We start from the raw sequence: 24,640 nt of genomic DNA on the forward strand, positions 1-24,640 counted from the left end.
GCAAACCTCGGAGAGGCAGTGCCTGACTACTCACGCCTGCGGAGCGCAGAGGCTGGCGCGATCAGCTGAGCCCTTCATTCTTGGCATCTACGGTAGTTCGGGCTCGGAGTCTATGGGCTGTTGCGGCCAAGAGGGGGCCTGCGTGGGAAGATGCGGGCTGTGCTCTGCGTGTTGCGTGGTGGCTCGCGTGTGGGGCGTCAACCTGTCGACGGTTTCTTGGAGTTGCTGGACTTTCACGGCGAGTATTTGCATGTTGTTCAGGAGTTGCTGGGCTAGCGGGGCGGCTGGGTTGCGTGCCTGTTCTGCTTGCTGAAGCAGTGTGGTGTAGATGTTCGGGGTGTGGTCGGGCGTTGTGGTTGTCGGGTATGCTGTTGGTGAGGACATGATCTGGGCGCGTTGGCTCAGGTTGTGGGGGTCGCGTTCGCCGGTTGGTGGAGCGGCCCCTCTCTCGTTTATGTGGAGTTCTTTGCCTGTGGCGGCTTCGATGATGGTGGCTGTGTCGGTGATGCGGTTGAACCATTGGGGCTCGTTGGTGCGGATGGCGCGGCCGACGGACCAGGCGACGGCGTCGGCGAGCCAGAGGCCGGGGTGGGTGTGGTCTTTGATGTGGACTATGCGTACGCGGTGGCTGATGGCGTGTTGTTCGAGCAGCCGTCGGTAGGTGCGGATGTCGTTGCGGTCGGTAGTGGGGACGCGGCGGTTTTCGGTGCGTGCTTGTTGCCATTCGCGGTGGCTGGCGCGGCTTTCGAGGTAAACATCGCGTACGCGTTGGGTGTTGAGGTAACGCAGGAGTTGTTCGAGGCTGGCCTGTCGGGCGTACTCGCGTTCGCCGAGCACGCGGTGGACGGAGCGCGTGGCGTCGCTGGAGGTTTCGGTTGGTCGGGTGTCGAGGGGGATTTGTAGGGAGACGGCGGACCAGCCGGCGTGGTTGGCGGCGACGTCGAGCATGTCTTCGATGATGCCGACGTGCCCGCGGTGGTAGAGCTCGCTGGAGTGGTAGGGCTGGCCGCGTGCGGCGGCGCTGGCGGCGGCGAGGGCGGGGGCGACGTCGTCTTGGTCGATGATGACGGCGGACATGAGGTACGCGCCGGGGCGGCTCTGTGGTTGCCAGAAGGACTCGTCGACGAAGGCACTGGGAAACATCAGTCGATCTCCGTCTCATGTTCAGCGGTGCGCTGTTGTGCGTCGTGCGCTTGCGTGCGCAGCTGCGCGGGGACAGGCGTGCTCTGGGGTGCCGGACGGGTGTCGTGTACGGCGGTGACGCGGGCGGTAGTGGCGGCGACGGCGTCAGCGAGGGCGGTATTGCGGCTGGCGGCGCGGCGGGCTTGTTCGGCGGCGGCGGCGAGGCCGGCGTAGCGCGTGGGCAGGGCACCGTCGTACCAGCGTTTCCAGGTCGCGTGCTGGCCGTCGAGGGCTGTGGCGCGGTGGGTGCTGCCCGCGATCTGGTGGTCGAGACGGACGAGCTGCTGCTGGAGCTGACCGATCTGGTGGGCGGCGGTGGTGGCGTGGGCGAGCACGTCGCGTTGGGCGGTGAGGCGCCGGGTGCGCGCGGGCCCGTGGTGCCACCAGCGCGGTTGCAGCTGCTGAGCTTGTACACGCGCCTCGTGGTGTGCGGTGTTGGTGGTGGTGATCTGCTGGGTGAGGTCGTGGCGGTGGTGTTCGGCAGCGGTGAGGGCGCGGTAGGTGGCGCGGAGGTCGTCGCCAACGTAGGCGGGTGCGGCACGATCGGTGGTCTGCTGCGCGGTGATGAGGCGGGTGAGTTCGGTGTCGGGTGCGGTGGTGAGTTGGCCGGCGAGGGTGGCGGTGCCGAGTACGAGTCGGGCCCGGTGCCAGGCGTTCCAGCGGTTGATGTCGCTGGTACGTGGTTCGGGTCCGATGGGGTGCTTGCCGGTGTACTGGTAGGTGTCGCGGTAGGCGGCGACAACTTCCGCGCGGGTGAGCCACTGCTGGCGGCCCGCGTCGTCGGTGGGTAGGTCACCGAGAGCGGCCGTCCAGGCGGGCCGGGCGTGCGCGGCGAGCCGGCCGAGGCTGTGGGTGCGGCGGTCACAGATCGCGGCGACCTGGCGCAGCGCGTCGCCGATGTCGCCGGTCATGTTGGCCGGCAGGCGGTCGGTGTAGGTGCCCCACTGCTCGGGGCGCTCGGCGACGGTCGGGTCCGCGGTGGCGCGTTGCATCAGGCGGTCGATGCGCCAGGACAGGACGGCGGCGAGGTCTTCCGCGCTGTCTAGCTCGCGGACGCGGATGACGCGGCTCAGGACGTCGCGGGGATCGTGTCCGGCGGCGGCGTAGGTCGTGAGTCGGGTGATGAGTGCTGGGAGGGCAAGCTCACGGGCGAGGCGGTCGGCGACGGCGGGGCCTCGGAGTTGGCGGACGATGGCGAGGTATTCGGGGATGCCGGCGCGGGCGGCGAGGTCGTCGTAGATCGGCGTCCAGGCGTGCAGGGCGTCGACGTCGGCCCAGAGTTGCTGTTCGATTTCGGTGGCGGAGCGTTCGGGTGCGGTGCGGCGCATGATGTCGGCGAGCACCGCGACGGCGGCGGTGGGTGGCGCGGGTGGGGTGCCTTCGCGGGGCTCGTCGTCGGTGACGACGTACGCCTCGTTGAGCGTTCGGGCGCGGGTCAGCATGACGTAGACGCGTTCCAGGGAGGTGCTGTCGTCGATGAGCGCGCGGGCGGTGTCGACGGTTTGTCCTTGGACGGAGTCGACGGTTTGGGCGTACGCGAGGTGGATGTGCCGGGCGGTGTAGGCGGCGGGCAGCACGGTGGTGGTGCCGGTGACGACGTTGGTGACGTGCAGTTGGCGGTTGCGGGTGACGGCGTCGATGCGCCACTGGTCGCGGTTGGTGACGTAGTCGGGGCCGGCGGCGATGCGCCGGTCGTTGCGGCGGGTGACGATGATGTCGCCGACGCTGGCGGTGTTGCCGTCGCGCAGGCGTACCGCTGGGCCTCGTACGTGACCGGCGGCGATGAGCATGGCCCGGGCGCGGTGGGCGATGTCTACTGCTTCGTCGTTGGTGTCGACGAGGATCAGGCTGCGGCGCCCGGTGGTGGTGTCGGCGAGCCAGCGGGTGAGCATCTGGTCGACGAGGTCGGCGCGGTGTCCGCCGATGAGGCGGTGGTGTCGGTCGTAGTCGGCCAGGACGGTGATGTCGCCGTGGCGTAGCCGCAGCGAGGCGGATCTCTCCCATGGCTGGTGGAAGCGGTGCACGTCGGTGAGGGTGCGGGCGACGCCGAGCGTGGCGAGGTAGCGCAGCAGTCCGCCGGGGCCGACGGCGGAGGTCTGGTGGGGGTCGCCGACGAGGACGAGCTTCCCGCGTACCTGGTCGAGTTGGAGGGTGAGGCGGGCGAGGTCGTGGCTGGAGACCTGGGACGCCTCGTCGATGATGACCCACTGTCCTGGCGCGAACTGCCAGTCGCGGGCGCGGGTGCCGGCGGGTGGCCGCTGTTGGGCGTGCAGCCATCGGGCGATGTTCTCCGTGCGCAGTGTGGTGCCGTCGGGTCGACGGGTGGCGTCGGCGAGTAGGTTCGCGGCGGCTTGGCCGACGGTGAGACCGAGCACGGGTACTCCCGCGTGGGCCGCGGCGGCGACGACGGCCCGTTGCAGGTGCGTCTTGCCGCTGCCGGCAGGACCGATGACACTGGTGACGCGGCGGTCGTCACCGACGATGAACCGTAGGACGTCGGTCTTCTCTCCCAGCAGGTTCGATTCGGTGATGGCGGCGTTGATGGCGTGTGCGGGTGCGGGTCGGGCACCGCGCCGGCGGGCGTAGGCGATGACGTGCTGCTCGGCGGCCAGGACGCTGCGGGTGGTCAGGTGAAGGTCGCGGTGGCGGGTGTATTCGCTGTGCTGGTCGCTGGCGCGTTGCAGGCTCGGGCCCCACTGCACGAGCGCGGGAGGTGTCAGGACGCGCAGGCCCGCGGTGTGCTGGGTGATGGCTGTGGCGGCGAGCTGCTGCACGCGTCGCCAGTCGTCGGTGGGGGAGTGGCCCGGGGTGATGCCGAGGGTTCGGCCGATGGCGAGTTCGAGGTGGTCGGGGCCGAAGACGGCGCGTTCGCGGCTGAGGGTGTGCACGGCGCGGGCGACCGCGAGGCGTTCGTCGGCACGCACGGCGGCGTCGAGGACGCGCGGCCAGTGAGCGTGCGGAACGCGGAGCTGGGTGGCGGCGGCCCGCAGTGTGGCTTCGTCCACGGTGGCGGCGCTTCCGGCGATACGCCGGGCACGGCGCAGCACCCTGGCCGCGGTGTCGGTGGTGGTGTCGTGTGCGTGGCCGGCGAGCAGGCGGCTGATCTGTCCGCTGGTGTCGAGGCCGGCCTTGCGGTCTTCGGCAAGCCACCGCCGCACGGCCTCGTGCGTGGACTCGGCGCCCTTGTGCGGTTGGCGGGTCCGCAGCGTGGCGTGCTGCGCCCGTGCCCGCCATCCTCGTGCCGAGGTGCGCTGTTGCGGGTTCGGGGTGTGCTGTAGGTGTTCGGTGATGGCGGTACGGCGTTTGGCGTAGTGGCGCAGGGACTCGTCGCTGATGCCGACGATTTCGCGGATCCCGGAGTCGGGGCGGGGCGCGAAGGTGATGCCGCGGCGTTTGCCTAGCTCGGCTTCGATCGCGCGTTCGTAGGCGATCCGGGCGCCGATCGCGGCGCGGTAGAGGGCCTTGCCGTCCAGCGCCAGCCACTGGGGGTCTGCGTCGTGGGTGCGGGCGAGGACCTTGGCACTGATGACGATGTGCGCGTGCAGTTGGGGGTCGCGTGCGCGGCTGAGGCGGTGGTCGAAGACCATGGCCGCCAGTCCGGCGGTGTCGAGCTGCCGCACGCCGCCGGCGCCGGCGCGGGCGTAGGTGCCGTGGCGTTGTAGGTGAGCGAGCACAGCGCGGACACCAGCGTGGTGGGCGGCCATGACGTCGCGTTTGACGTCGTCGTCGCCGAAGGCCCACAGCAGCGACACGCTGTTTACCGGGGACGCGGTGACGTCGTACCCGGACACGGCCCGGCGTTCCGGGGCGGTCATCGCGTCGTACCACGCCTTGTCTCGCTGCTCGACCGTCGCATCGGGCGGAAGAAGGTCCAATGCCCGCTGCGCGGCGGCAGCCCGGTACTCGTCGGTCTGCGGCGCGTAGGTGCGCCATCGCTGCCCGAGCTGATGGCCGACGCGCGGGTGCCGGCCTTCACCGATGAGCAGACGCATCTGCTTCTCGGTGACCCAACCGCTCACACCCAGCACCGTGGCGCCGTCACCGGCCCACCACCCAGGACTCTCGCCCCGCGCGGTCGGGTCGGTGTAGTAGGCGGTGGGGTCATCGCTGGTCGGGGCGCGCAGGTCGTGCCGTCCGGCGGCGACCTGCTCCATCACGTACCGGTATCCGCTGCCCGGCGAGATACGCGTGATGGCCAACATGCCGAAACCGTAGAAGATCAACACCATAGGCGGCTATGGAGAATGCAAGAGGGTGTGTCGCCTCTAAAGTGAGTAGATGATCATGACGGGTGTGTTTGGGCAGGCAGGCGTATGTGTGGCTAGGTGGGAAGCGCTTGGCAAATGAATTCTGGAATTGCGGCTACTGTCGAACAAATTGGCAGATTGATGGGCTGGGAATGTGTTGGCGGTCGTGGAATGTCGGTACGGTCGTTGCATGGCAAGTCAAACGGGGAATGACGCGGTCCGCGCACTTCGGGCGCGGCAAGAGGTGGAGCGGCGCGCGGTGCGGGCCGTCGCGCAGTCCGGAGCGGCGGTCGCCGAGGTCGCGCAGCGGCGCGCTGAAATGCTGGCGAAGCTCGACGGGGAGGTCCGCGACGCGACGGCGGCGCATGAGCTGTCGGTGGTGGTCCTGGCGGCGGTTCTGCGTGATGACGCGTTAGCCGCTGAGTTGTCCGGGGTGGACGTGAGCAGGGTGCGTGCGCTGCGGCGCACGGCGGACGGGGCAGCGGTACGGGAGCGCGTCGCGCAGCTCGGCGTGGTGGTGCCGCGTCGTCGCGGCCGTCCCCGCGTGGCGGACAACTTCTCGCGCGGGGGCCTGGTCGACGACACGGCGTCAGCCGCCGGACCGACGGCCGGCGGCTGAGCGGAAGGCGAGCGCGGATCAGGTCATGTCCAGCCCGCAGCCAGGGCACACGAGGGCAGTTCCTTCGTCCAGCCAGAGTCCGTCCTGTTCCACTGCGGTGCACTGCTCGGAGGTAGGGGCGGGCCAGGGACCGACGATGACCTGTCGACCGGGGTAGACCCACTGCTGCTCCCGCGCGCCGTGGAAAGCGACGGGCGCTGTGGGGCGGGCCAAGGGGAGAGTGTGGCGGTAGCGCAGCTCGGTCCCGTCCAGGTTGGTAGGGGTGTGCGGGGGCAACTTGCGGTGCACGCTGGCGCGGAAGCGGTCGAAGTTGTCGTATGAGGGCGAGCACAGCTCGGCGCGGTCGATGAGGGCGAGTGCTTCATACGGCAGGTCCCGGCGGTGGTGGTCGCGGGCCGCGTCCAGGTGAGCGGCGGCCCGGGCGTCGCGCTCGGCGCTGATCGCGTAGTGCCTGCGTGGTGCGGGGCGCGGTGAGGGTGTCGGGGTGGGCGGCGAGGTGTGCGGCGACCGCGCGCCAGATGGTGTCTCGGCCGTGCCGGTCGGTGAGGGCTTCTAGGTGGCCGTCGGCGAGGTAGCGGACGGTGTCAGCGGTGGAGAAGGCGAACGGACCATTGTGATAGTTGGGAGCCCAGTCCTGGCAGACGTGAGCGATGGTGATCCGATCGGTGCGGCTGAGGGGACTCAAGATTCTGCCTTCCATTGACGGTGCGTCCGTGGGGTGAGGGGCGGGAGCGGCAGCCGGCGGCGGCGTGCTCGATGCGCGCCGACGCCGTCGCGGTGCGGCGGCCCGGCCGCCGAGTTGGCGGCCGGGCCGCGCGCTGATCAGTCGGTTTGACCGAGGAGGCGGCGGTGGTCGCCGGTGGTGACCCATCCGGCGGTATCGCCGAAGAGTCGTTCGGCGCGGTGGGCGAGCGTGATCGAGTACAGGTCGGGTCGCTGCGCGTGGTGTTTGCTGCTCTGCCAGAGGTCGAGCAGGAGGGCGGCCAGGCGCAGTGTGTGGCGCATGCGGCCGGGGTTGCAGGCGTCGCAGTGGTGGCGGCGGGCGTACTTGATCAGGGCGACGGTGGCGGCGCGTAGCTCGATGGCGGCGGCGGTGTTGTTGATGCGTGTAGTGGGCCACGTCGGGGCGTGCTCGCAGAGGTGCAGGACGGTAAGCGCCTGTGCCATGCGGCGGCGGGCAGTGTCGAGCAGGTGAAGGATGTGCCGTGTGCGCTGGTCGGCGGGCAGGGTTGGTAGGAGCATGGTGGGGCCGGCTGGTGCTGCCATGGGGGACTCCTGCTGTGGGGTTTGGTGGGGTGTTCGAGCGGGGTTCGCTGTCCCCCCTCGAACACCTGTTGCTTAACCGCTGAGGGCTTTTTCGTCCGGGTGGCCGGAGGCCTCTTCAGTGCTTCGGGCCACCCGAACGGATGCCGGCTACCGGTAGCGGCGGCGCTGCTTAGGGCGCTTCGTGGCGACGGTCGCGCCGATGTTGGGGTGCCACTCCTTGACGCCTCCGCCGCGTCGCTTGGCCGCGTACATGGCTGCGTCTGCTCGGCTGAGTAGGTCGGCGGCGGTCACCTCGTTGTGGTCCGCGAGGGCGAGCCCGAGACTGGCGTAACAACCGAAGTTCGTTTCCCCGAGGGCGACCGTCGCTGCGTCGAGAGCCTGAGCGGCGGCCTTGGCGTTGATCCGGGCGGTCTGCATGCCGTCGTCGGTGATGATCATGAACTCATCGCCTCCCATTCGACCGACCTTCGCGCGCGAAAGGTCGAGCGCTGTCAGGGTGTTCGCTACCTGGCAGAGCACGAGGTCCCCGGCGGTGCGGCCGTGTTCGTCGTTGATCTCTTTGAAGCGGTTGAGGTCGAGAAGAGCGACGGCTACCGGGCGGGCGGGGTCTGCGAGCAGGGTGTTGAGGTGCCGGAGCAGGGCGCGGCGGTTCGGCAGTCCGGTCAGCGCGTCGTGGTCGGCTTCGTGGCGGGCGGTGGCCAGGTCTGCGCGAAGCTTCGCGTTGCGCATGAGAAGGGCGATGCATGACGCGGTGGTGGTTGCGAGCAGGATCGTGGATGCGGTGAGCATGTGTGCTCTCCCTCGTAGGGGTTTGTGTGTGGTGTGCGGTGGGGGTTCGCCGTCCCCTCCGAACAGTGCTTACTATACCCGTTTCGACGTCTGTTGGCTACCTGTGTCCGTCCTGTTCGGACTTCAGATTTTATGATCTTGATGGTTGGATGCCGGCGGATACGCCGACCAGCTCGCGGCGTGCGGCCGGAGGCCGCTTCCGGTTTCCGGTCCGTCAGGACCGGGCCTGCGACCCGCCACCGACCGGCGGCGGCCGGGGTGGGTCGCCGCCGGTCGGTGCTTGTTTGCTAGTCGGTGGTGGGTGGCTTGATCTGTTGCACGCGGTGCAGTTGCGTGATGAGGATTTGAGCGGCGGGCGTGTGCGTTCGGTGATCCCAGATTCGCCGGTAACCGCTGGTCCAGAGCAGCCGCCAGGCCTGGGCGGCGTGGCCTGAGCGGACGCCGGCCGGGTCGCCGGTGGATGCGGGTGCGTCTGGTGGCTGGGTGCGGTAGCGGGTCATGGTGCCGGCGAGCATGGGGCATGCTGTCACGCTGTATTGGGCGCACTCAGGGTGCATGGCGGGCTCTGTCGAGATGAGCCGGGAGAGGTCGACGTCTCGCATGGCGAAGACGAACGGCGGGGACATCTCGTAGCCGCAGGTTTGGCAGATGCGGTCGGTCAGGGCTGCTAGGAGCCGTTCGGCGTCGATGGCTCCGAACCGGTGTCGGCCGTCGGGCATTTGCATGGTGATCCATGGCACGACCAGGCCGCCGACGGTTGGGCGGTGCCGCAGCGTCACCGGGATGGGAATCTCGAGCATGAGGGTCTTTCTGGCTCGGGTGGTGCCGGCCGGAGGGCCCGGCCGGCACCGGCGGTCGGGTGGGCGGGTGGGGCGTGCCCGGCCCTAGGGGGTGATGTCCGCGCCGAAGCGGCGCAGCATGTCGTTGAGCGGGATTGCCTCGCGGACCGTGCTGCCGTCGTGGGCGATTCGGAACGCGTGGAAGGCTTCGCCGCTCTGGTGCGGCGTGTACTGGATGTACTCGACGTGCTCCTCGCCGAAGGCGGCACGGAGTAGGGCGTGAATGGTGGCGGCGTGGTCCGTGTCCGGCGTCCGACCCGGGGTGTTGCTGCGGCTCAGGGCGCGGATGATGCGCTGCGTCCGTGACGGGGTGCGGGAGGTCGTGTCGGTGACGACGACCGTGACGGAGAAGATGCCGGTGCGGTACACCCGCAGCGGGCATGTGACCAGGCTGCCGCCGGTGGTCGGGTAGGTCAGGGTGGCCGTCAGTTCGAGCGGGGCCGGGCCGGGGATCACCGGTACCGTGTGCGCGAATCCAGGCCGTGCCCGGGTGCCCTCCCACGCTCGATCCGCCTCCAGGTCGGCGCGCAGGGTGTCGGGGATGGCGGCATACGGACGCACGGCCTCGATGACGGTTTCCGGGTCGGTGATGCATTCTTCTGCGCCGAGCCAGACGGGCATGGCGTCGGGGCTTTCCTCGTCCAGGACGCCGGTGTTGATCACCTGGGCGAAGAAGCTGTGCAACGGGCGGTCCCACCCCACGCGCACGATGTAGCCGTCCCGGCCGGGGAGGGCGTCGAGTTGGTGACTGCTCACAGGGGTCTCCTAGGGGTTTTGGTGGTTGTCCCGGTGGGGTTCGCCGTCCCGCCTGAACAATTATTACTATACCCGTTCCGATGGTGGGTGTCTACCTGGTTGCGCCGTGGGTGGTGCGGCCCGGGGGAGTCGTGCGTGACGACTCCCCCGGGTGCTGTCACGGCTTGTTCTGATTTGCGGGGTCGCCGAGTACGTGTACCTGCTGGCTCAGGATGAGCGGCGCGTCGGCCGGTCCCTTGACGTGGGGGCGGACGTAGGTGCGGCGCCGTAGCGCGCGGCCGGGTCCCCAGGGCTGCTCACGGAAGAACCCGGACACCCACCATCGGCGGGTGTAGACGCGCGTCGGTGTGTCGCCGCTGGTGTCGCGTCGTGGCTGATGTTTGCGGCGTAGCCGCACGAGTCGTACGAGGGGGGCGGGCCGGTTGGTGCGCTGGTACGCCTTGCGGGTCGCCTTGTCGGCCGGCTCGTCGGTGATCTCCGCGTCTGGTTGCGTGGTGAGGATCCACGTGGCGATCAGTGAGCACAGCATGAGGCGGGTCTGTTCGCTGGCGGGCGTGTAGGGCTGGCCGAACCGCAGTCCCGCGCCGGTGCTGACCGGGACCAGCCATCCGATGCGCTCGCGGAGTCCTTGCAGGTCGGGTTCGGTGAGTTGCCGGCCCTGCGCGAGGACTTCGGCGGGGGTGTAGAACGTGATCCACACTCCGCCGGGGACTGGTCCCCACTGTGCCGCGATGATCGGTACCGTGATGCCGGTTTGCAGGTCGGTCGGTTGGTAGACCGGGGTGTGCCAGATGAGCAGTCCGTCGGGGGCGGGCATTTCCACCGGCTCGATGCGTACGTCCGGAAGGTCGCGTGCGGCGTGCGCGGCGAGGGTGGTGAAGTCGGGGTCAATCCAGAAGATCCGCGCGTTCTCGACGTGATTGGCCATGAGTGCGGTGTACTGCCGTAGCGGCTCGGGGTCGCGGGCGTCCACGAATGCGGCCGGCGCGTGGAGGTCGGCACCGGGAAACACGTGCCCGGGGACCTTGTATCTCTCACCGCTGGCGACCACGTCGAGTAGGTACCCCTGACCGGAGGTCCGCCAGAAGCGCACCAGCCGATTCCGCACCTTGGGCAGCATCTGCGGGCGCAGTGAGCGAAATTCGGGCGCGGCGGGGGCGTCGCTGAGGGAGCCGACGACGGGGGGAGTCGCATCGTGGCTCGACAGAGGCCGCCGTACGGGAGTGTTGGGCGTGGCGGCGAATAGTGCTTGGTGCAGGGGTCGTAGCACCCGTGCGCCTGCCACGCGGCCATGGTGGCGGCGAGCCCGCTTGTGTGCGCGTCGGGTGAGCCCTTCGGGGTCGCGCTGCTCGACCAGGCGGGCGCAGATCTCGCATGCGGCCCAACTGTTGCCGAGGTTGTGCATCCGCACACCAGCCGCGTCGGTCGACATCGCTACGTCGAGGTTGCCGAAGGTGAAGGTTGCGACGGGGTGCGGCGCGGAGCAGAAGTCGCACATCATTTGCGAGTTGGCGAGTTGTGCGAGGGGAATCGGGTGGGGATCGTGGTCCTGAGGGCTGTGATCGGGGTGGTGGAACGTCCTCTCGCCGTGGGTGGTGATGACCGTCAGGGGTACGCCGCAGGTCGCGCAGCCGTATCCCTCGATGGCTGGCAGGGTGTCGTCATGGATGGCCATGCGTCTCCTTGGGGTTGGTGTGTGGTGTGCGGTGGGGGTTCGCCGTCCCCTCCGAACAGTTCTTACTATACCCGTTTCGGCGTCTGTTGGCTACCTGTGTCCGTCCTGTTCGGACGTGAGATTTTATGATCTTGCTGGTGGGATGCCGGCGGCTACGCCGACCAGCTCGCGGCGTGCGGCCCTGGCGGCGTCCCCCACTTCTTTCGGCGGTGGGGGCGAGTTCACTCGTCCCGCGGCGCGCGCAGTGGAGGTCAAGTTCGGGCGCGGGGTTTCGAGGAAAAGATCATGCGGGGTGTGCATGATGTTTTGCGAGCCGCGCCCGGACTTGACCGGAGCGAGCACGTCGCTAGCCTGTTGGGCCCCCACCGAAGGAAGAAGGGGTTTTGGCAGTGCGGCCGGAGGCCGCTTCCGGTTTCCGGTCCGTCAGGACCGGGCCTGCGACCCGCCACCGACCGGCGGGCAGTGCGAGCGGGTGCCGGTTTCGAGTCTGGCGGGAAGCTATCGGCGCTGCTCTGATTGATCGAGGATTGTCCAGAGCGTCGCGCGCTTCCACTTGCGGCGGTGGCGGCCTTTTGGGCCGGTGGTGTCTTCGTCTGCCTGACGAAGCACTTCGTCGGGCAGGGCGGTCGGGTGGTTGTATCCCAGCACGCGTGCGGCCTCAGCGGCGCCGACGAGTTCGTCGGGGTCGCCGGAGCGATCTGGGTGGCCGTGGGGAGTGGCCCGGGGACGACCGGTGTGGGGCGCGCCCTGGCCGGTGCGGCTGTCGGCGATCTCCCACACGGTGCGGCGCCTCCAGCGGCGGCGCTTACGGCCGGTGGGAGTCAGCGATTCGTCGTCGACGCGCTCCAGCAGGAGCGGCCAGATCCGATTGCGTCCTTGCAGGGAGTCGACGCTTTGATAGCCGAGCATGTGCGCGACGGTGGTGGTGTTGACGAGTTCGTCGGGATCGCCGCTGCGGTCCACGGCGGCGCTGGCGGCGCGTCGGGCCTTGTCTCGGGGTAGCTGGAAGGCGGCGATGTCGTCAGTGCGCCATCTGGTGCCGTCGACGCGCTCAGGGAAGCCGTTGGTGGCCCGTTCGCCGTAGAGCCGGTCCAAGTGGCTGACGGAGATGCCAAGCATCGCCGCCGCCTGGGTGCGACCTACGTGGTTACCGCTGTGGGCATCGCGGGTGGGCATGCGCCGATGATGCCGTATCGGTCGATGGGACGGCTGTAGGGGATGGGCGAGGCGGGCGTTGACCATGCTTACTGCTTCGTTGGTCGATGATCGGTCTGTCGTAGAATGGCGGGCACGTGCTCGGCGTATGGGCCTTTGGGGGCCTGTGTGGCGTCGGCACCAGGCGGCCGGGGGGAGTTCGCCAAACTAACCCCCCGGCCGTTGCCCTGCCCGTCAGCGGCCCGGCGCTGCGAGCATTGACGGCGCAGGATTCGGCGATGCGCGCCGGTGGCGTCACTGGTTTGGTGGGTTGCTGGTGGTGACGCGAAGGTGGCGGCGGGCGGCTCGGGCGAGTAGGCCGTACTGCGTGTCGCATCGTGCGATCACCCGTCCGCTCGGCAGGTGGCGTGCCACGTACTCGCGTCGCAGCGCGTCCCATCCGCCGGCGCACACGGGGGTCGACTCGGCGACGAGCTCCCAGCGTTCGCCTTCGGCTGAGGCGATGTGGGCATGGCGCTCTCGGGTCAGCGACCAGCGGTCTTTGTCGGCTTTGAGGATCAAGCCGTGGTCGGTGCCATCGCGGAACAGGTGGTACTGGCCGGCGCAGTCGCGGATCATCACCACGTCTGCCTGCGCGTCGAGTAGCTGGGGTCGCGTCGCGTGGCACTGCCAGTGACGACACAACGGTAGGTGACGCGCCCTCGCGCGTTCCGAATCGGTGAGGGGTCTGGGCGGCATGACTAACTCCTTGGGGCCGGCGTGTGGGCTTCTGATGAAGGTTCGCCATCTTCAGCAGAATAGCTATTATTATACCCGCTTTAAGGATCTTTTGCCAAGGTCAGAGCGTTGTTCGCTGGGCGGCGGGCCTGTTCGGGTGGTGGCGGGCGATCCATCGTAGGGCGGACGGCGGAGCTGGCAGGCCGACGCGGCTGGTTGCGAGCGTAGCGAGCGGCCGGGTCGGCCGTTGTCTGCGGGAGCAACGGTCTGGACCAGGGCGGGCCGAGGCAATATCTGGGTTGAGGACAGCGGGAGGGATCGCGGCCCGCTTGGCGCGGTCGGTGAGCCCGTGGCGGAGGCGGCGGCCGGTGCCACCGTTTATCGGTCAGGCTCGAAGCCTGGGCTGTCGTGGCGCCGCAGGGAATGCTGGTGCCAGCGTTGGCACCAGCCGTCGACTTTCCGGCTGGCGGTGGTGGGCGAAGGTCACGGTTGCTGCCCGGTGGCGAGGCGGCGGCGCAGCTCGGTCAGGGGGAGTCGGTGGCGTTGGCGGTGGCGTTGTTTGGTGAGGATGGCGACGTCGCCGAGTTTTTCGCGTAGTTGGGTTTCGGCTGCTTCGGCGGCGGTGTAGTGGTCGGGCAGGACGTGTAGTAGTCGTGCCCAGTGGTGTTTGCCGGCGCGGACGCATGCTCCTCCGCACTTGTTGTGTGGTAGGCCGAGGTCGTAGAGCCGTGGTGGGCGTAGTCCGAGTTGCCGGGCCGAGTCCAACAGTTCCTGCTTGGTCAGGTGCGGCGGGTCGAGTAGGGGGAAGCGGGTGGTCCAGGGGTTCCAGCCGGTGGCGATGGCGGGGGCGCGGCGGCGGTCGCGGGTTGAGGCGTCGAGGCCGATGTACAGGGTGGTGGATGCCGGGTCGGCGTGGGCGTCTAGCCAGCGTCGGCAGGGTCGGATTTTCAGTGTGACGGTGCAGGGGGCTATGCGGCTGTTGCCGAGGTAGCGGACGTCGTGGAAGAGCTGCCAGGGGGTGCGGCCGCCGGCGACGCGGGTGATGGGTACGCCGAGTTGTGCGCTGCTGTCGTGCAGCCAGCGGTATAGGTCTGGGTCTTCGGTGAGGACGTCGGCGAAGAGTAGGACGAGTCGGTCGGTGCCGTGTTGGGCGGCGACGCGTTGGACGGCGGCCCAGCTTCCGATGCCTCCGGAGTATTGGACGACGTGCAGGTGTTTCTTGGAGGTGCTGAGTGCTGGGCGCGGGTTCGGGTTCTGGGTGGGCATGACGGTCCGTTCGGGTGCTGTCGGGCATGTGGGTCTGACCGGCGAGGGCTCGTTGTGCCGTGCTGGGCGGACGGCGGGGGAGTGGGGAGCCGGGGGAGGGGGCCGGTCGGGGGCTTGGTGTGGCCCCCGACCGGCGGTATCAGGCGGCGAGACGGCTTTCGGGCGCGGACCCGGCAGGTTCGTCGGTGTCGTCCGAGGGGCTGGGCGTCCCCTCGTCCGGCCGGGGCGCGATCTCGTTGTCGGCGGTGTCGGTGTCGAGCCCAGACAGCAGCTCGTCGGGCTCCGGGGCCGTGACGACGCTGAGGTCGGCACGCTGCTTCGTGCGGTTGGCGACGGAGTCGATGATGAGCTGTTCGACCTCGCCGACTTGGAAGCCGTTGGAGACGCACCACTGCAACCACTTGGCGACCGCCGGGTCGGGTGCCCGCCAGGAGGACCGGGTGATGCCACTTTCGTTGGCGGCGGCGATTGCCGTGAGCGAGATGACCGAGTAACGGCCGTCGCTGACACCTCGCGCGGGGACGCGCTTGGTGCCGGGTCGCTTGGTCTTGCCCGGTGACAGGAGTTCGTCGAGCATCTTCCGTCCGCCGTTGACCCAGGTAGAGAGGATGTAGCCGGAGTCGGCCAGCATCTCCGCGATCAGCTTCGCCGTGCCTTTCGGCGGGGTCTTGGCGGTCAGGAACGTCGCCAACCATTCACGGCGGACCGTGTTGGCGACCTCCATGGCCTTGTTGTTCTCGATGACCAGTCGCCGTTCGGCCTTCTCCTGCTCGGTCATGGGACCACTGCGGGTGGAGGTCACGGCGTAGGCGGGCAGGGCGTGGCCGTGCGCGCGCCAGTCGGTGCAGTAGATGGTTTCCGTCCGTCGGTCGTCGTGGGTGAGGAACAGTCGGACGGCATGGCCGGGGCAGCCGTTGTGCCCTTCGGGGTCGACGTGGTTGCCCTCGGCGTCGCGTAGGTCGCTGACCTCCTTGATCTTGGGGTCGTTGTATCGGGGGTGCTCGGACAGCAGCGTGATTCCGGCGGCGACCAGTTCGGCGCGGCGGGCGGCTTCTGCGGCGATGGCGGCGCGCGTGCCGCGATATTGCTCGACGGCACGGGCGAAGGCGAAGGGCCCATTCTCGGCCTCGTCCAACAGCGTCTCGACGCATTCGGGTTCGTCGGCGAATTCCGCAAGCGCGGCGACCTGGGTGAGGTCGAGCCCGAGGGTGTGCGTGCGCTCGGTGGTGCGCTTGTCCAGGGTGGCGAGCTGCCGCCCGGCCTTGATCTGCTCTGGCCGGTAGCCGGTGTGTCGGGCGATGTCGTCGTCGTTCATGCCGTCGAGGGCGAGTTGCTGGATGCCTCGGGCCTGCTGGGCGGCGGTGAGGTCGGTGCGGTGGACCTGCCGGAGCATGCTGATGAGCTGTTCGCGGTTGGCGGCCAGGTCGTCACGAACGATGACCTGGATCCACTTCTGCTCTGCCTCGACGGCGGACCAGTAGCGCTGCTCGCCGTCGATGATGAGGTACGGACCGTCGTCGTCGCCGAGCCCGAGCGGCGTGACGATCAGCGGCGAGAGCAGGCCGCGAACACCGTCCTGGTGCAGGTTCTGCACGATGCCGGGGAGGGCCTGCGCGTCGTCGCGGGCGTTACCCGGGTTGGGCTTGATGTTGGCGACCTCGACCATGCAGTGCCGGCCGGGCAGCTCGGGCATGTCCTGGTCGTCGCCGGTGCCTTGCGACCGGGCGTCGCTGTCGGTCGTCGCTGCCTCGGCGATCTCGGGAAGGTCGACGGCGTCCGGGCGGTCATCTGGGGCTTCGTTGTCGATCTCTGGTGCGGGTGCGGTTTCCGTGAGCACGGTTCGTGCTCCCTTCGGTTTGTGGGTGTGTTGGTTGGCCGGGGCGCGTCTGGGGTTGCCGTCCAGAGCACTCCGGTGGTTCGTGGGACCGCTACCGAAGGCAGCGGTGGTGGTGGGCTACGCGCGGGTCGCTGTGGAGTTGTCAAGGAACCGGGCTGGACCAGTCAGGCGGCTGTGGCGAGGGCGGTGAGGTGTGGGCGGTTGGGTGGTGACGGCATGGTGCAGTCGGTGCAGGTGCCGCCGTCCCAACGGTGTTTGCTGGCACCGTCGCCTGCCGGGCACGGCATGAGCTGTAGGTCGGCGAGGTGTGCGCGGTTCAGGCAGACGGGGCACAGGCCCCAGTTGGCGGTTGGTGGGCCGGAAATCGGGGTGTCGCAGTGGGTGCAGCAGCATCCGGCCTGCCGGAGGGCTTGACCGATGACGTCGGCGGTGACGATCGCGCGGCGGGCATCGAGGGCGAGGCCCTTCCACGCGGCGGTCTTTTGCACGCGCTGCCAGTTCTCTTCGGTCAGTGCGGGGCTGGGCAGGGTGGCGGGGTCGTCTGCCTGGGCGTGTAGGTACGCCTCGACCTCCGCGCGGCCGAACAGGGGGCCAGTCCACTGGAAGGTGCGGGCGAGTACGGATACGAGGTGTCGCGCGTCGGGCTCTGCGAGGTTTCGGGGCAGTGATACGCCGTGAGGCAGCCCGATGAACATGGGCATGGGTGCTCCATCGGTGGGAGAAGATCGGCACGGGATGGCACGCGACAACCGAGCGTGCGAAGCGGGAACACCGGCGGAAGTGCGGGTGCGGGCCGCTGGGGGTCGGGTGCCGCTGGCGGCGGCACCCGCCCAACGGTCAGAGCGTGGCAGCGATCTCCATGGCCCGGATGCCGACGCTTTCCATGTCGAACGCGGCATCGGGGTCGCTGAGGGTCTGCGCGGCGCTGGTGACCGCGTGCAGCATGCCCCCGGCGGTTCGGTCCCCGCCGTCGATGAAGTGGTTCAGGATCAGGCGCTGCTGGTCCTCGGTGAAGCGAAGCCGCTGCCCGACGACGCGGATGGTGTGGTCGGGGTCCGGGATGCGCCGGCCCGCCTTCTCCTCGATCTCCTCGATCTTGCGGCGGACGTAGCGGACGTCGAGGAAGCGGCGCACGGCGTCGCGGGCCTGCTTACCGATGAGGCTGAGATTCGCCTCGTGGGTGTCGTTGCTCCACCGGATCGTTCCCTCGTCCATCTTCGCGCCCAGGTGAACCGCACGCAGGGCATCCTTGGTGACGGTCACGCCGTTGTCGCAGACCTGAACGACGATGCGCGGAGTGATGGTCATCGCGCCGGCACCGGTCTCGCTGTTGGTGAAGACGAGCCCAGCGAAGACAGTCGGGTTGTCCGCCCCGGTCGCTCCGGTGAAAGGGCTGCGGTAGTTGCGCAGCAGAGTCGGGGCCAGCGACTTGATCGCCTCGGAGTGAACCCGCACGACCATGCGCCGCTCGCTCAGGTCGCACGCGAGGTTCACCCGTAGCCCGGACTCACGGATGCCGGTCAGTGCGGACATCAACACGTCCAGGTGATCGATGATCTTGTAGCCGTCGCTGAGGAAGGCGCGCAGGATGCCGCCGCCGTTGCCGTCGGACAGGCAGCGGGCGAGGTATCGCTTGCCGTGTTGGAGATCGAGCCAGCCGTTGACGTTGGTGTCGTAGAGGTGCAGCGCCTGGGCGCGGGTCTTGCGGAGGTAGGCGGTGGGAATGCCCAGCTTCTCGCCGAGTCCGGCGTCGCCGAGTTCGGTGGGCAGGTACAGCCCATCGGCGGAGGTGACCCCGGTGTCGGTGAGGACCGGCTCTGCCCCCGTGATGCGCAGGTGGCCGGCTTCGGCTCGCAGCATCCCGGTGCCGGCCACGATGTCGAGCTTGTGGCCCTGCTGCTGATTGAGGATGGCGGTCAGGTCCGCCAGGGAGGCGTGTCGGGCCGACAGGGGGATGGTGCTGATCGTGTCGCTCACGGCACTTCCTTCGGTGAGGTTGGAATTGTTGGTCATTCGGTCGGGGGTTGCCGCCCCTCCCTCATGTATTTAATGGTACATCATGAGCGCTTGTCTGTCCACTCGGTGGCACTTCCTTGTGAACGATTCTGGATGAATCTCGTGTTGAATTCGCTTGGCATGGTGGCAGATGTTGACCCAAAGGTGTGGGTGGTCCGTCGTGAGGTGTGGTGAGGCGGATGTCTGCGTGACGGAAAGTAAACATTTGTTGCGCGATTGGCGGCAATCTTGGTTGTGGGCATGCGACTAAGTCGGCTTTCGTGTTACGGCCGGAATTCGTTCGGCCACTGCCACCGTGGCGCAGTTGACCTCACCTCAGCCGTCGGCGGCCTTCACCTGGGAGCGCCACCCGGAAAGCCGCGAACGCCACCCCTTCCGCCGGTGATAGTTTTTGACCTCAGCTAGACAGGGTGCCCGGTCGGTACGGCGGGTTGCTGGGTGGTTCACGACGGACGCTGTCGCCATGCTTGCAGGGCGAAACGCCGATTAAAGTCGAATAATGCAGCGGAGCGCTAACCCGGCCGGAGGAGGACTTCCGGGTAGCGGAGGCGGGCGGTGTGACTCAATAGACGAGAGCGGTCGATCACTCGTCAGCTAGTGCAGTGGTGGTTCACTCGGGCTGTCCAGGATCTCGCAGGCTGGTAGCCCTGTTGTTGATCCATTCTTGCACGCGGCGGCGCTTCCAATAGCGAATTTTGCCTTGCACAGGGGCCGGTTTTTCGTCATCGAAGAAGGGCAGGTAGCCATCCTTTTGGCCTCTCCATGCCGCTCTGCTCAGATCGACGTACCTGGCCCATGCCCCTTGGCTGATGTCGAGAAGTCTCCGAAACTCGGAAGCGGAAATCAATTCCTCTGGGTCGCCGTCAAGGTCAACGTGATGAACACGTGCTCTCGTGGACTCGCCGATCTGTGGCAGCAGGATGTCCCGGACGCGATTCAGCTCGTCGATGGGAAACCAGGACTTCTTGTCTTGCTTGACTGGCGCGGGCCAACCAGAGCCCTGCTCGCGTTGCTTGGGTGAGGTCTTGAGTCGGACCGTCGCCTCGGAACGACGTGTGAACTCGGCCGCCCCGGCGATGTCGGTGTGCGGCTGACCACCGATGTTCCGGATCTCCATGCTGCCCCTGCCCGCGACTGTCCAGCGGTGGAAACGACCGGGGGACTTCATCCGCTCGCGCGGACGAAGTGGCAACCCCCCGGCCGCCTGAAACAACCAACAACCCAACCTCACACCGCAAACGCCGTGAACGTGAGGCCGAAGAGCTTCTGATGCTAGCAGTTGAGTCTCAGACCTTCCGATCGCTGAGCGCGTAGCACCACGGCCAGCGCATCGTGGGTGGTGCTCAGGGCGCTGGGTTGGGTGCGCTGGGCCGACCCTATGGGCCGCGGTTGGCCGGCGGCCGAGAACCGGGGCGTCTGCACCGCGCGTATGCTTCCGATCCGCCAGTCGAGGGGCGAGGCGGAGAGGCCGGCGAGTTCCTGACGACAGACGTGGCCAACGCCGATGCCGCCGACCACGACGTACTCGTCTTGGCCGTCTGCGCTGACTACTAGGACTGCGGGAACGTGTCGGGCTGGCTCGCGGCGAACACCGCTGTCGCCCGTCTCACCGGCATCACGTGCTGACCGGCGGGCTTTATCCGTTCAGGGGCGCGGTGGCGACGGTCGACCATCGGTAGGTGCGGTCTTCCCGGCGTAGTGCGATCAGTGAGACTTCGCTGATCGTCGCCGTCACGGGGGGTAGGTGTCGCAGTTCGGTCAGCCGGGCGCGGATCGGCGCGGTGGGTGCGGGCGCGCTGCTGTAGGCGATCGTGACGTGGGGCCGGATTTCGTCGGCTGGTTCGGGAACGACGGGCCACACCGCGGCGATGGCGGCCCTGATGGTGGTGCGGACCCGCTCGACGGGGTTCCAGGGTTGGACGAGCAGGCCGATGCCTTCGGGGTCAGGGTCGACCGGTCCGAGGGACAGCTCCAGCGGTGGCAGGGCAGCGCACCGCTGGCGGGCTTCGGCGACGATCGCGTCGATGTCGTTGTCGGGTACCTCGTCGGTGAAGCCGATTCCTTGCGTGGTCAGGTGCAGGCCGTCGAGCGGCACTAGGTCCAGCCCCGGCAGCGGGGCGAGTTGCTGTTGAAGGTTGGTGACGTGGTGGTGGAGTGCGGGCTGCTGTTGGAAGGTGGGTGCCAGGTGTAGAAGTGGCGGCCGGTGTGCCAGCCGGGACGCCAGTACCAGTGCTCGGTGAGGGTGGGCAGGTCCTGGTAGGCGGTCCACCGTTGCCGCAGGCTAGTCGGTTCCCGGCTGCTCATGTCGGCGATCGTAGGCCCGCTGGTGGCGCCGTGCGGGGGCGTGTGCGGTCGGCGAGCAGGTTCGCGACGTCCTGTATCTGCGGGTGGTGGCGCAGGGGGTGGGCGGTGGTGAGGAACTGGTGGGTGCGTTGGTGGACGGATTCGAAGCGGTGCTCGGCGGTGAGGGTGAGGGCCTGCATCGCCAGTTCGGCCGCTTGGTCGGGGTCGTCGGCGTGGAGGTGGGCGGTGGCCAGGTCGAGGCGGCTGAGGGCTTGCGGGCCGCGTAGCTGGGCGGTGTCGAAGGCGGCGATGGCGGTGGCGAGATAGTCGGCGACGTCGGTGGTGTGGCCGAGGGCCAGGTAGGCGGTCGTCGCGTTGGCCGCGGCCCGGGTGGGGCAGTAGGGGCCGAGGGTGAGGCTGGTGCTGACCTGCCCGTCCGACGGGTGTTCGGCCAGCAGGTCGAACGTCCGACCGACAGCCCGGTCGACGGCACTGCGGTCGCCGAGGTGGGCGAGGGCCCGCGCCTGTCCGTTGACGGTGAGGCGGATCCGGTGGGGGCCGGTGCCGGCGTGGCGGAGGCCGTCTTCGGCGTAGGCGAGCGCGTCGCGGTGGTTGCCGGTGTAGAAGGCGATCAGGCTTTGGGTGGCGCGGGCCCAGGCCTGTGTGTCGGGTTGCTCGGCGGTGTGGGCGAGGTCGAACGCTTCGGCGGCGTAGGCGTGTGCGACGCGGAAGGCGCGCAGGTCCAGGGCGAGGGCGGCGTGGAGCCCGGACAGGTGTGCGGCGGCGGTGTAGAGCCGGGCGCGTTGTGGCGGGTGCTGCCGGCCGGCCATCAGCTGGTCGACACAGACCCGCAGGGGGCGTAGCCGGGCGACGAGGACGGCGGGTGGGCAGCGTTCGTTGTCGGCGATCGCCTGCCGGACCTCGTCCTCCAGGTGCGCCAGCCGGGCGTCGTCGTCGGTGGCGGTGGTCAGCGCCGACCGGCGGGCGGTGATGGCGTCCTCGGGCTCCCACCACGCCGCTGCGCTGGTGCTGCCGGGGGGATCCGCCGGGCGGTGGCGGCGGTGGTTCAGGTCGGCGATGCGGTCGTACTCGGCGGTCAGCACACCACCGGTGCGAAGCACGTGGTCGCAGCGGGTCCAGAACGGGCGTTCGGGATGCTGTCGTCCGGTCTCGGTGTTCGCTATCGAGCTGCGCCCGTACTGCACGAGCCGGGCGAGGCTGTGCTGGGTGTGGTCGGCGTCTTTGCGCAGGTGGGCGAGGTGGCGGCCGAGCGCGCGGCGGGCGGTGGTGATCTCGTCGTGGTCGGCCATCGTTGCCACCCCCGGGTTGCCGCGGTCACGATGAGCGAACACCATAGCTGCCCCGGGTGACACTTTCCGAGCTGCCGGCGACGGCCCCTGCCCGGCTGTCGGCGGTGCTCGCGCGGGTTCTCGACGCCGCTGTCGGCAGGCTGGGGCGGCGGTGCTGGCGGTGTCGGAGTTGGTGTCGGAATCTGCCGACAATGTCGGCGCACGGCGCTGCGGGCGTGTCGCCTCTGCCGCGCCCTACCGTCTCCGCATGCCTTCCGGACGCCGCGATGTCACCGCCGATCTGCCTCGTAAGCGGATGGCCGCCGGGCTGCTGATCACCGACGCGGACGAGCGGGTTCTGCTGGTCGAACCCGTGTACAAGGCGGATTGGGAGATTCCCGGCGGGTGCGTCGAGGCTGACGAGTCGCCGTACCAGGCCGCGGTCCGGGAGTGCCGGGAGGAACTCGGCGTGGACCTGACGCCAGGCCGGTTGCTCGTCGTGGACTGGGTACCGGCCCGCGACGGGCGTACCGAGGGCGTCATGGTCATCTACGACGGCGGCACCCTCGACGCCACCGCGACGGAATGGATCGTGGTGCCGCCCGGGGAGTTGAAGGGCTGGGCGTGGTGCGACCCGCTACAGATCGCCCGGCGGTTACGGCCGCTGTTGGCTCGCCGGATCGCCGAGGCGCTGCGCGCCCGCGCTGACGGGTGTTGCTACTACCTCGAAGACGGCGTCCGGGTCACCTGACCGCTGGCCACCTGAGGGCTCTTCCTGCAGGAGGCGCGGCTTCGGCGGCGCCCGCCGAGATCACCGATGGGGCCTGGGCGTCCGGCCGTCCGCCATCGAGACACCACCACCCACCGCAGTTCACCCTGCTCACCTTCGGGAGGTATCGCCATGCCCAGAACCGTTCACTCCGACCGGACGCCCGCCCGTCCCGAGCCGCCACAGCGGGATTCGGTGTTGCCGGAGTTGCGGGAAGTGTGGTGGGAGACCGGAGTGCGGGCCAGGGCGCAGGCCGGTCTGTTCGCCGTCTTCTCCGAGCTGCCCCGCCTGGTCTGGGCCGCGCTCGTGGTGAGGTGGCGCGCCGACCGGGTCCGCACGTCGGTGGTGGCGGGCACGACGGTCGGCGCGGGGGTGCTGGCGGCGTTCGGGCTCCTCGCCACCCAGCGGGTGGCGGTGGAACTGTTCGCCGGCGGCCCGACCGCCGACAAGGTCACGGCCGCGCTGCCCGCCCTGGCCGCGCTCGCGGCGGTGACTGCGCTGCGGGCCGGCATGGCCACCGCCATGGGGTACGCCCAGAACGGCCTGACCCCGAAGGTGGACCGGGAGATCGAGCGCGGCCTGTTCGAGGTGACCACGGCGGTGCGGTTGGAGGCGTTCGACGCCGACGCGTTCGCCGACGACATGGAACGCGCCTCCCGCGGCGCGAACTCCACCACCGGCCTGGTGCAGGCCTCGATGAACCTGCTCGCCGGCCTTGCCGGCGTCCTCGCCGTCGCCGTCGCCGTCGTGGTGGTCCACCCGCTGCTCCTCCTGGCGCTGCTGGTGGCGACCGTGCCGAACGGGTGGGCGTCGCTGCGCGCCGGGCACCTGCGCTACCAGACCTACGCCGCCGGATCGGTACGCCGTCGGCGGTTGTGGCTGCTGCACCGGCTGATGGCCGAACGCGACTCCGCCCCCGAACTGCGCTCCTACGGCCTGCGCGGGTTCCTGCTCGACCAGTACGACCGGGTCATGGCCGTCGAGACCGGCATTCAACTCGCCCTGGCCCGGCGGGTCACCACGACCACCACCGTCGGCGCGATGATCGGCGGGATCGCCACCACCGCGGTCTACGTGTTGCTCGGCTTGTTGCTCATCGACGGGCAGATCCCCCTCGCCGCCGCCGCGACCTGCGTCATCGCCGTCCAGTCCGCGCAACGGTCCCTGGCCGTGGTGACCTTCCAGGTCGACCGCGTCTACACCGAGGGGCAGCACTTCCGCGACTACACCGGCTTCATGACCCGCGCCGCCGACTACCTGCCATCGCACCCGAGCCTGGCCGCCGAGACGCCCGCTGCGGACCGGCTGCGGGAGATCACCGTCGACGCGGTGAGTCTCCGCTACCCGGACCGCGACACCGCGGCCGTCGACCAGGTCAGCCTAAGGATCGAGGCGGGGCAGACGGTGGCGTTCGTCGGGGAGAACGGCTCCGGCAAGTCCACCCTCGCCACTATGATCGCCACCCTCCGTACCCCTACCGGCGGCACCATCGGCTACAACGGCCGACCAGCCGACGACTGGGGCACCGACGCGCTGCGGGCGCGGATCGGGGTCGTGACGCAGGAGTACCACAAGTGGCCGTTCACCGCCGCCACGAACATCGCCGTCGGAGACATCACCACCAACGCCGAGCAGACCCGCATCGAGGCCGCCGCCGACCGCGCCGTCGCCCACGACATGATCACCGACCTGCCCCACGGCTACGAGACGTTGCTCGACCGCACCTTCGCCGGCGGCCAGGACCTCTCCGGCGGCCAGTGGCAACGCATCACCGCCGCCCGCGGATTCCTCCGCGACGCCGACGTGCTCATCATGGACGAGCCGTCGTCCGCCCTCGCCCCGTTACCTTTTTGATCGTCCCCAGCCGGGGACCCTCGGTCGCCCGGCCCGGTATGACTTACTGCCCCTGTCGTTTGGATGATCCGGGGGGTGTTG

The 24,640-nt window shown here is 69.1% G+C and carries 18 protein-coding genes and 2 pseudogenes; 3 read left to right on the plus strand and 17 right to left on the minus strand.

Annotation, left to right across the window (positions count from 1 at the left end; all coding sequences use genetic code 11):
* Positions 1-87: 87 nt before the first annotated feature.
* Both ABZ573_RS26110 and mobF read right to left on the minus strand, forming a co-directional pair.
* Positions 88-1,143 (minus strand): DUF3800 domain-containing protein, encoded by a 1,056-nt coding sequence (locus ABZ573_RS26110; RefSeq protein WP_151456327.1) that lies wholly within the window; start codon positions 1,141-1,143, stop codon positions 88-90.
* Positions 1,143-5,384 carry a MobF family relaxase gene (mobF, locus tag ABZ573_RS26115; protein ID WP_358121618.1) on the minus strand — a complete coding sequence of 1,414 codons (4,242 nt, stop codon included), beginning with the start codon at positions 5,382-5,384 and terminating at the stop codon, positions 1,143-1,145. Before mobF ends, ABZ573_RS26110 begins: the two co-directional genes overlap by 1 nt.
* 235 nt (positions 5,385-5,619) lie before the next feature.
* Here mobF and ABZ573_RS26120 point away from each other — a divergent pair, with 235 nt between their 5' ends.
* The gene (locus ABZ573_RS26120; RefSeq protein ID WP_151457302.1) at positions 5,620-6,048 is read left to right on the plus strand and encodes a hypothetical protein; all 429 of its coding nucleotides are present in this window, start codon (positions 5,620-5,622) and stop codon (positions 6,046-6,048) included.
* Positions 6,049-6,870: 822 nt separating this feature from the next.
* Here ABZ573_RS26120 and ABZ573_RS26125 read toward each other — a convergent pair.
* From ABZ573_RS26125 to ABZ573_RS26195, 15 genes and pseudogenes are all read right to left on the minus strand, one after another.
* A complete protein-coding gene (locus ABZ573_RS26125; RefSeq protein ID WP_151457301.1) occupies positions 6,871-7,314 on the minus strand; it encodes a hypothetical protein in 444 nt (147 codons plus the stop codon).
* Between the two features lie 147 nt (positions 7,315-7,461).
* Positions 7,462-8,103 (minus strand): GGDEF domain-containing protein, encoded by a 642-nt coding sequence (locus ABZ573_RS26130; protein ID WP_358121621.1) that lies wholly within the window; start codon positions 8,101-8,103, stop codon positions 7,462-7,464.
* Positions 8,104-8,390: 287 nt separating this feature from the next.
* Positions 8,391-8,903, minus strand: coding sequence for a hypothetical protein (locus tag ABZ573_RS26135; protein ID WP_151457299.1), 513 nt, complete (start codon positions 8,901-8,903; stop codon positions 8,391-8,393).
* Positions 8,904-8,987: 84 nt separating this feature from the next.
* Complete coding sequence (locus tag ABZ573_RS26140; protein ID WP_151457436.1) at positions 8,988-9,698, minus strand: hypothetical protein; 711 nt, start codon at positions 9,696-9,698, stop codon at positions 8,988-8,990.
* Positions 9,699-9,855: 157 nt separating this feature from the next.
* Positions 9,856-11,373 (minus strand): hypothetical protein, encoded by a 1,518-nt coding sequence (locus tag ABZ573_RS26145; protein ID WP_151457437.1) that lies wholly within the window; start codon positions 11,371-11,373, stop codon positions 9,856-9,858.
* 498 nt (positions 11,374-11,871) lie between these two features.
* Entirely contained in the window at positions 11,872-12,549 is a 678-nt protein-coding gene (locus tag ABZ573_RS26150) for a hypothetical protein (RefSeq protein WP_358121624.1), read from the minus strand.
* Positions 12,550-12,822: 273 nt separating this feature from the next.
* Positions 12,823-13,152, minus strand: a complete 330-nt coding sequence (locus ABZ573_RS26155) for a hypothetical protein (RefSeq protein ID WP_151457439.1) — start codon at positions 13,150-13,152, stop codon at positions 12,823-12,825.
* 576 nt (positions 13,153-13,728) lie between these two features.
* Positions 13,729-14,511: a hypothetical protein gene (locus ABZ573_RS26160; protein WP_151457440.1), complete on the minus strand. Its 783-nt coding sequence runs from the start codon at positions 14,509-14,511 to the stop codon at positions 13,729-13,731.
* A 139-nt stretch (positions 14,512-14,650) separates the two neighbouring features.
* Positions 14,651-16,348, minus strand: coding sequence for a ParB/RepB/Spo0J family partition protein (locus ABZ573_RS26165; RefSeq protein WP_151456703.1), 1,698 nt, complete (start codon positions 16,346-16,348; stop codon positions 14,651-14,653).
* A gap of 164 nt (positions 16,349-16,512) precedes the next feature.
* The gene (locus tag ABZ573_RS26170; RefSeq protein ID WP_151456702.1) at positions 16,513-17,049 is read right to left on the minus strand and encodes a hypothetical protein; all 537 of its coding nucleotides are present in this window, start codon (positions 17,047-17,049) and stop codon (positions 16,513-16,515) included.
* Positions 17,050-17,185: 136 nt separating this feature from the next.
* Positions 17,186-18,325, minus strand: coding sequence for a DUF932 domain-containing protein (locus tag ABZ573_RS26175; RefSeq protein ID WP_151456701.1), 1,140 nt, complete (start codon positions 18,323-18,325; stop codon positions 17,186-17,188).
* 649 nt (positions 18,326-18,974) lie between these two features.
* Positions 18,975-19,481, minus strand: coding sequence for a hypothetical protein (locus ABZ573_RS26180; RefSeq protein ID WP_151456700.1), 507 nt, complete (start codon positions 19,479-19,481; stop codon positions 18,975-18,977).
* A 519-nt stretch (positions 19,482-20,000) separates the two neighbouring features.
* Complete coding sequence (locus ABZ573_RS26185) at positions 20,001-20,459, minus strand: 2'-5' RNA ligase family protein (protein WP_225852428.1); 459 nt, start codon at positions 20,457-20,459, stop codon at positions 20,001-20,003.
* The gene (locus ABZ573_RS26190; RefSeq protein WP_225852427.1) at positions 20,459-20,668 is read right to left on the minus strand and encodes a hypothetical protein; all 210 of its coding nucleotides are present in this window, start codon (positions 20,666-20,668) and stop codon (positions 20,459-20,461) included. Before ABZ573_RS26190 ends, ABZ573_RS26185 begins: the two co-directional genes overlap by 1 nt.
* A 629-nt stretch (positions 20,669-21,297) precedes the next feature.
* Positions 21,298-21,957 (minus strand): annotated as a pseudogene (locus tag ABZ573_RS26195) (helix-turn-helix transcriptional regulator); the annotation flags it as partial.
* Positions 21,958-22,204: 247 nt separating this feature from the next.
* Between ABZ573_RS26195 and ABZ573_RS26200 the strand changes: the two are divergent.
* Positions 22,205-22,687, plus strand: a complete 483-nt coding sequence (locus ABZ573_RS26200) for an NUDIX hydrolase (RefSeq protein WP_225852426.1) — start codon at positions 22,205-22,207, stop codon at positions 22,685-22,687.
* A gap of 150 nt (positions 22,688-22,837) precedes the next feature.
* A pseudogene (locus ABZ573_RS26205) lies at positions 22,838-24,541 on the plus strand (ATP-binding cassette domain-containing protein); the annotation flags it as partial.
* Positions 24,542-24,640 lie beyond the last annotated feature (99 nt).

The organism is Micromonospora sp. NPDC007220, assembly GCF_040634035.1.
Lineage (GTDB): Bacteria > Actinomycetota > Actinomycetes > Mycobacteriales > Micromonosporaceae > Micromonospora > Micromonospora reichwaldensis.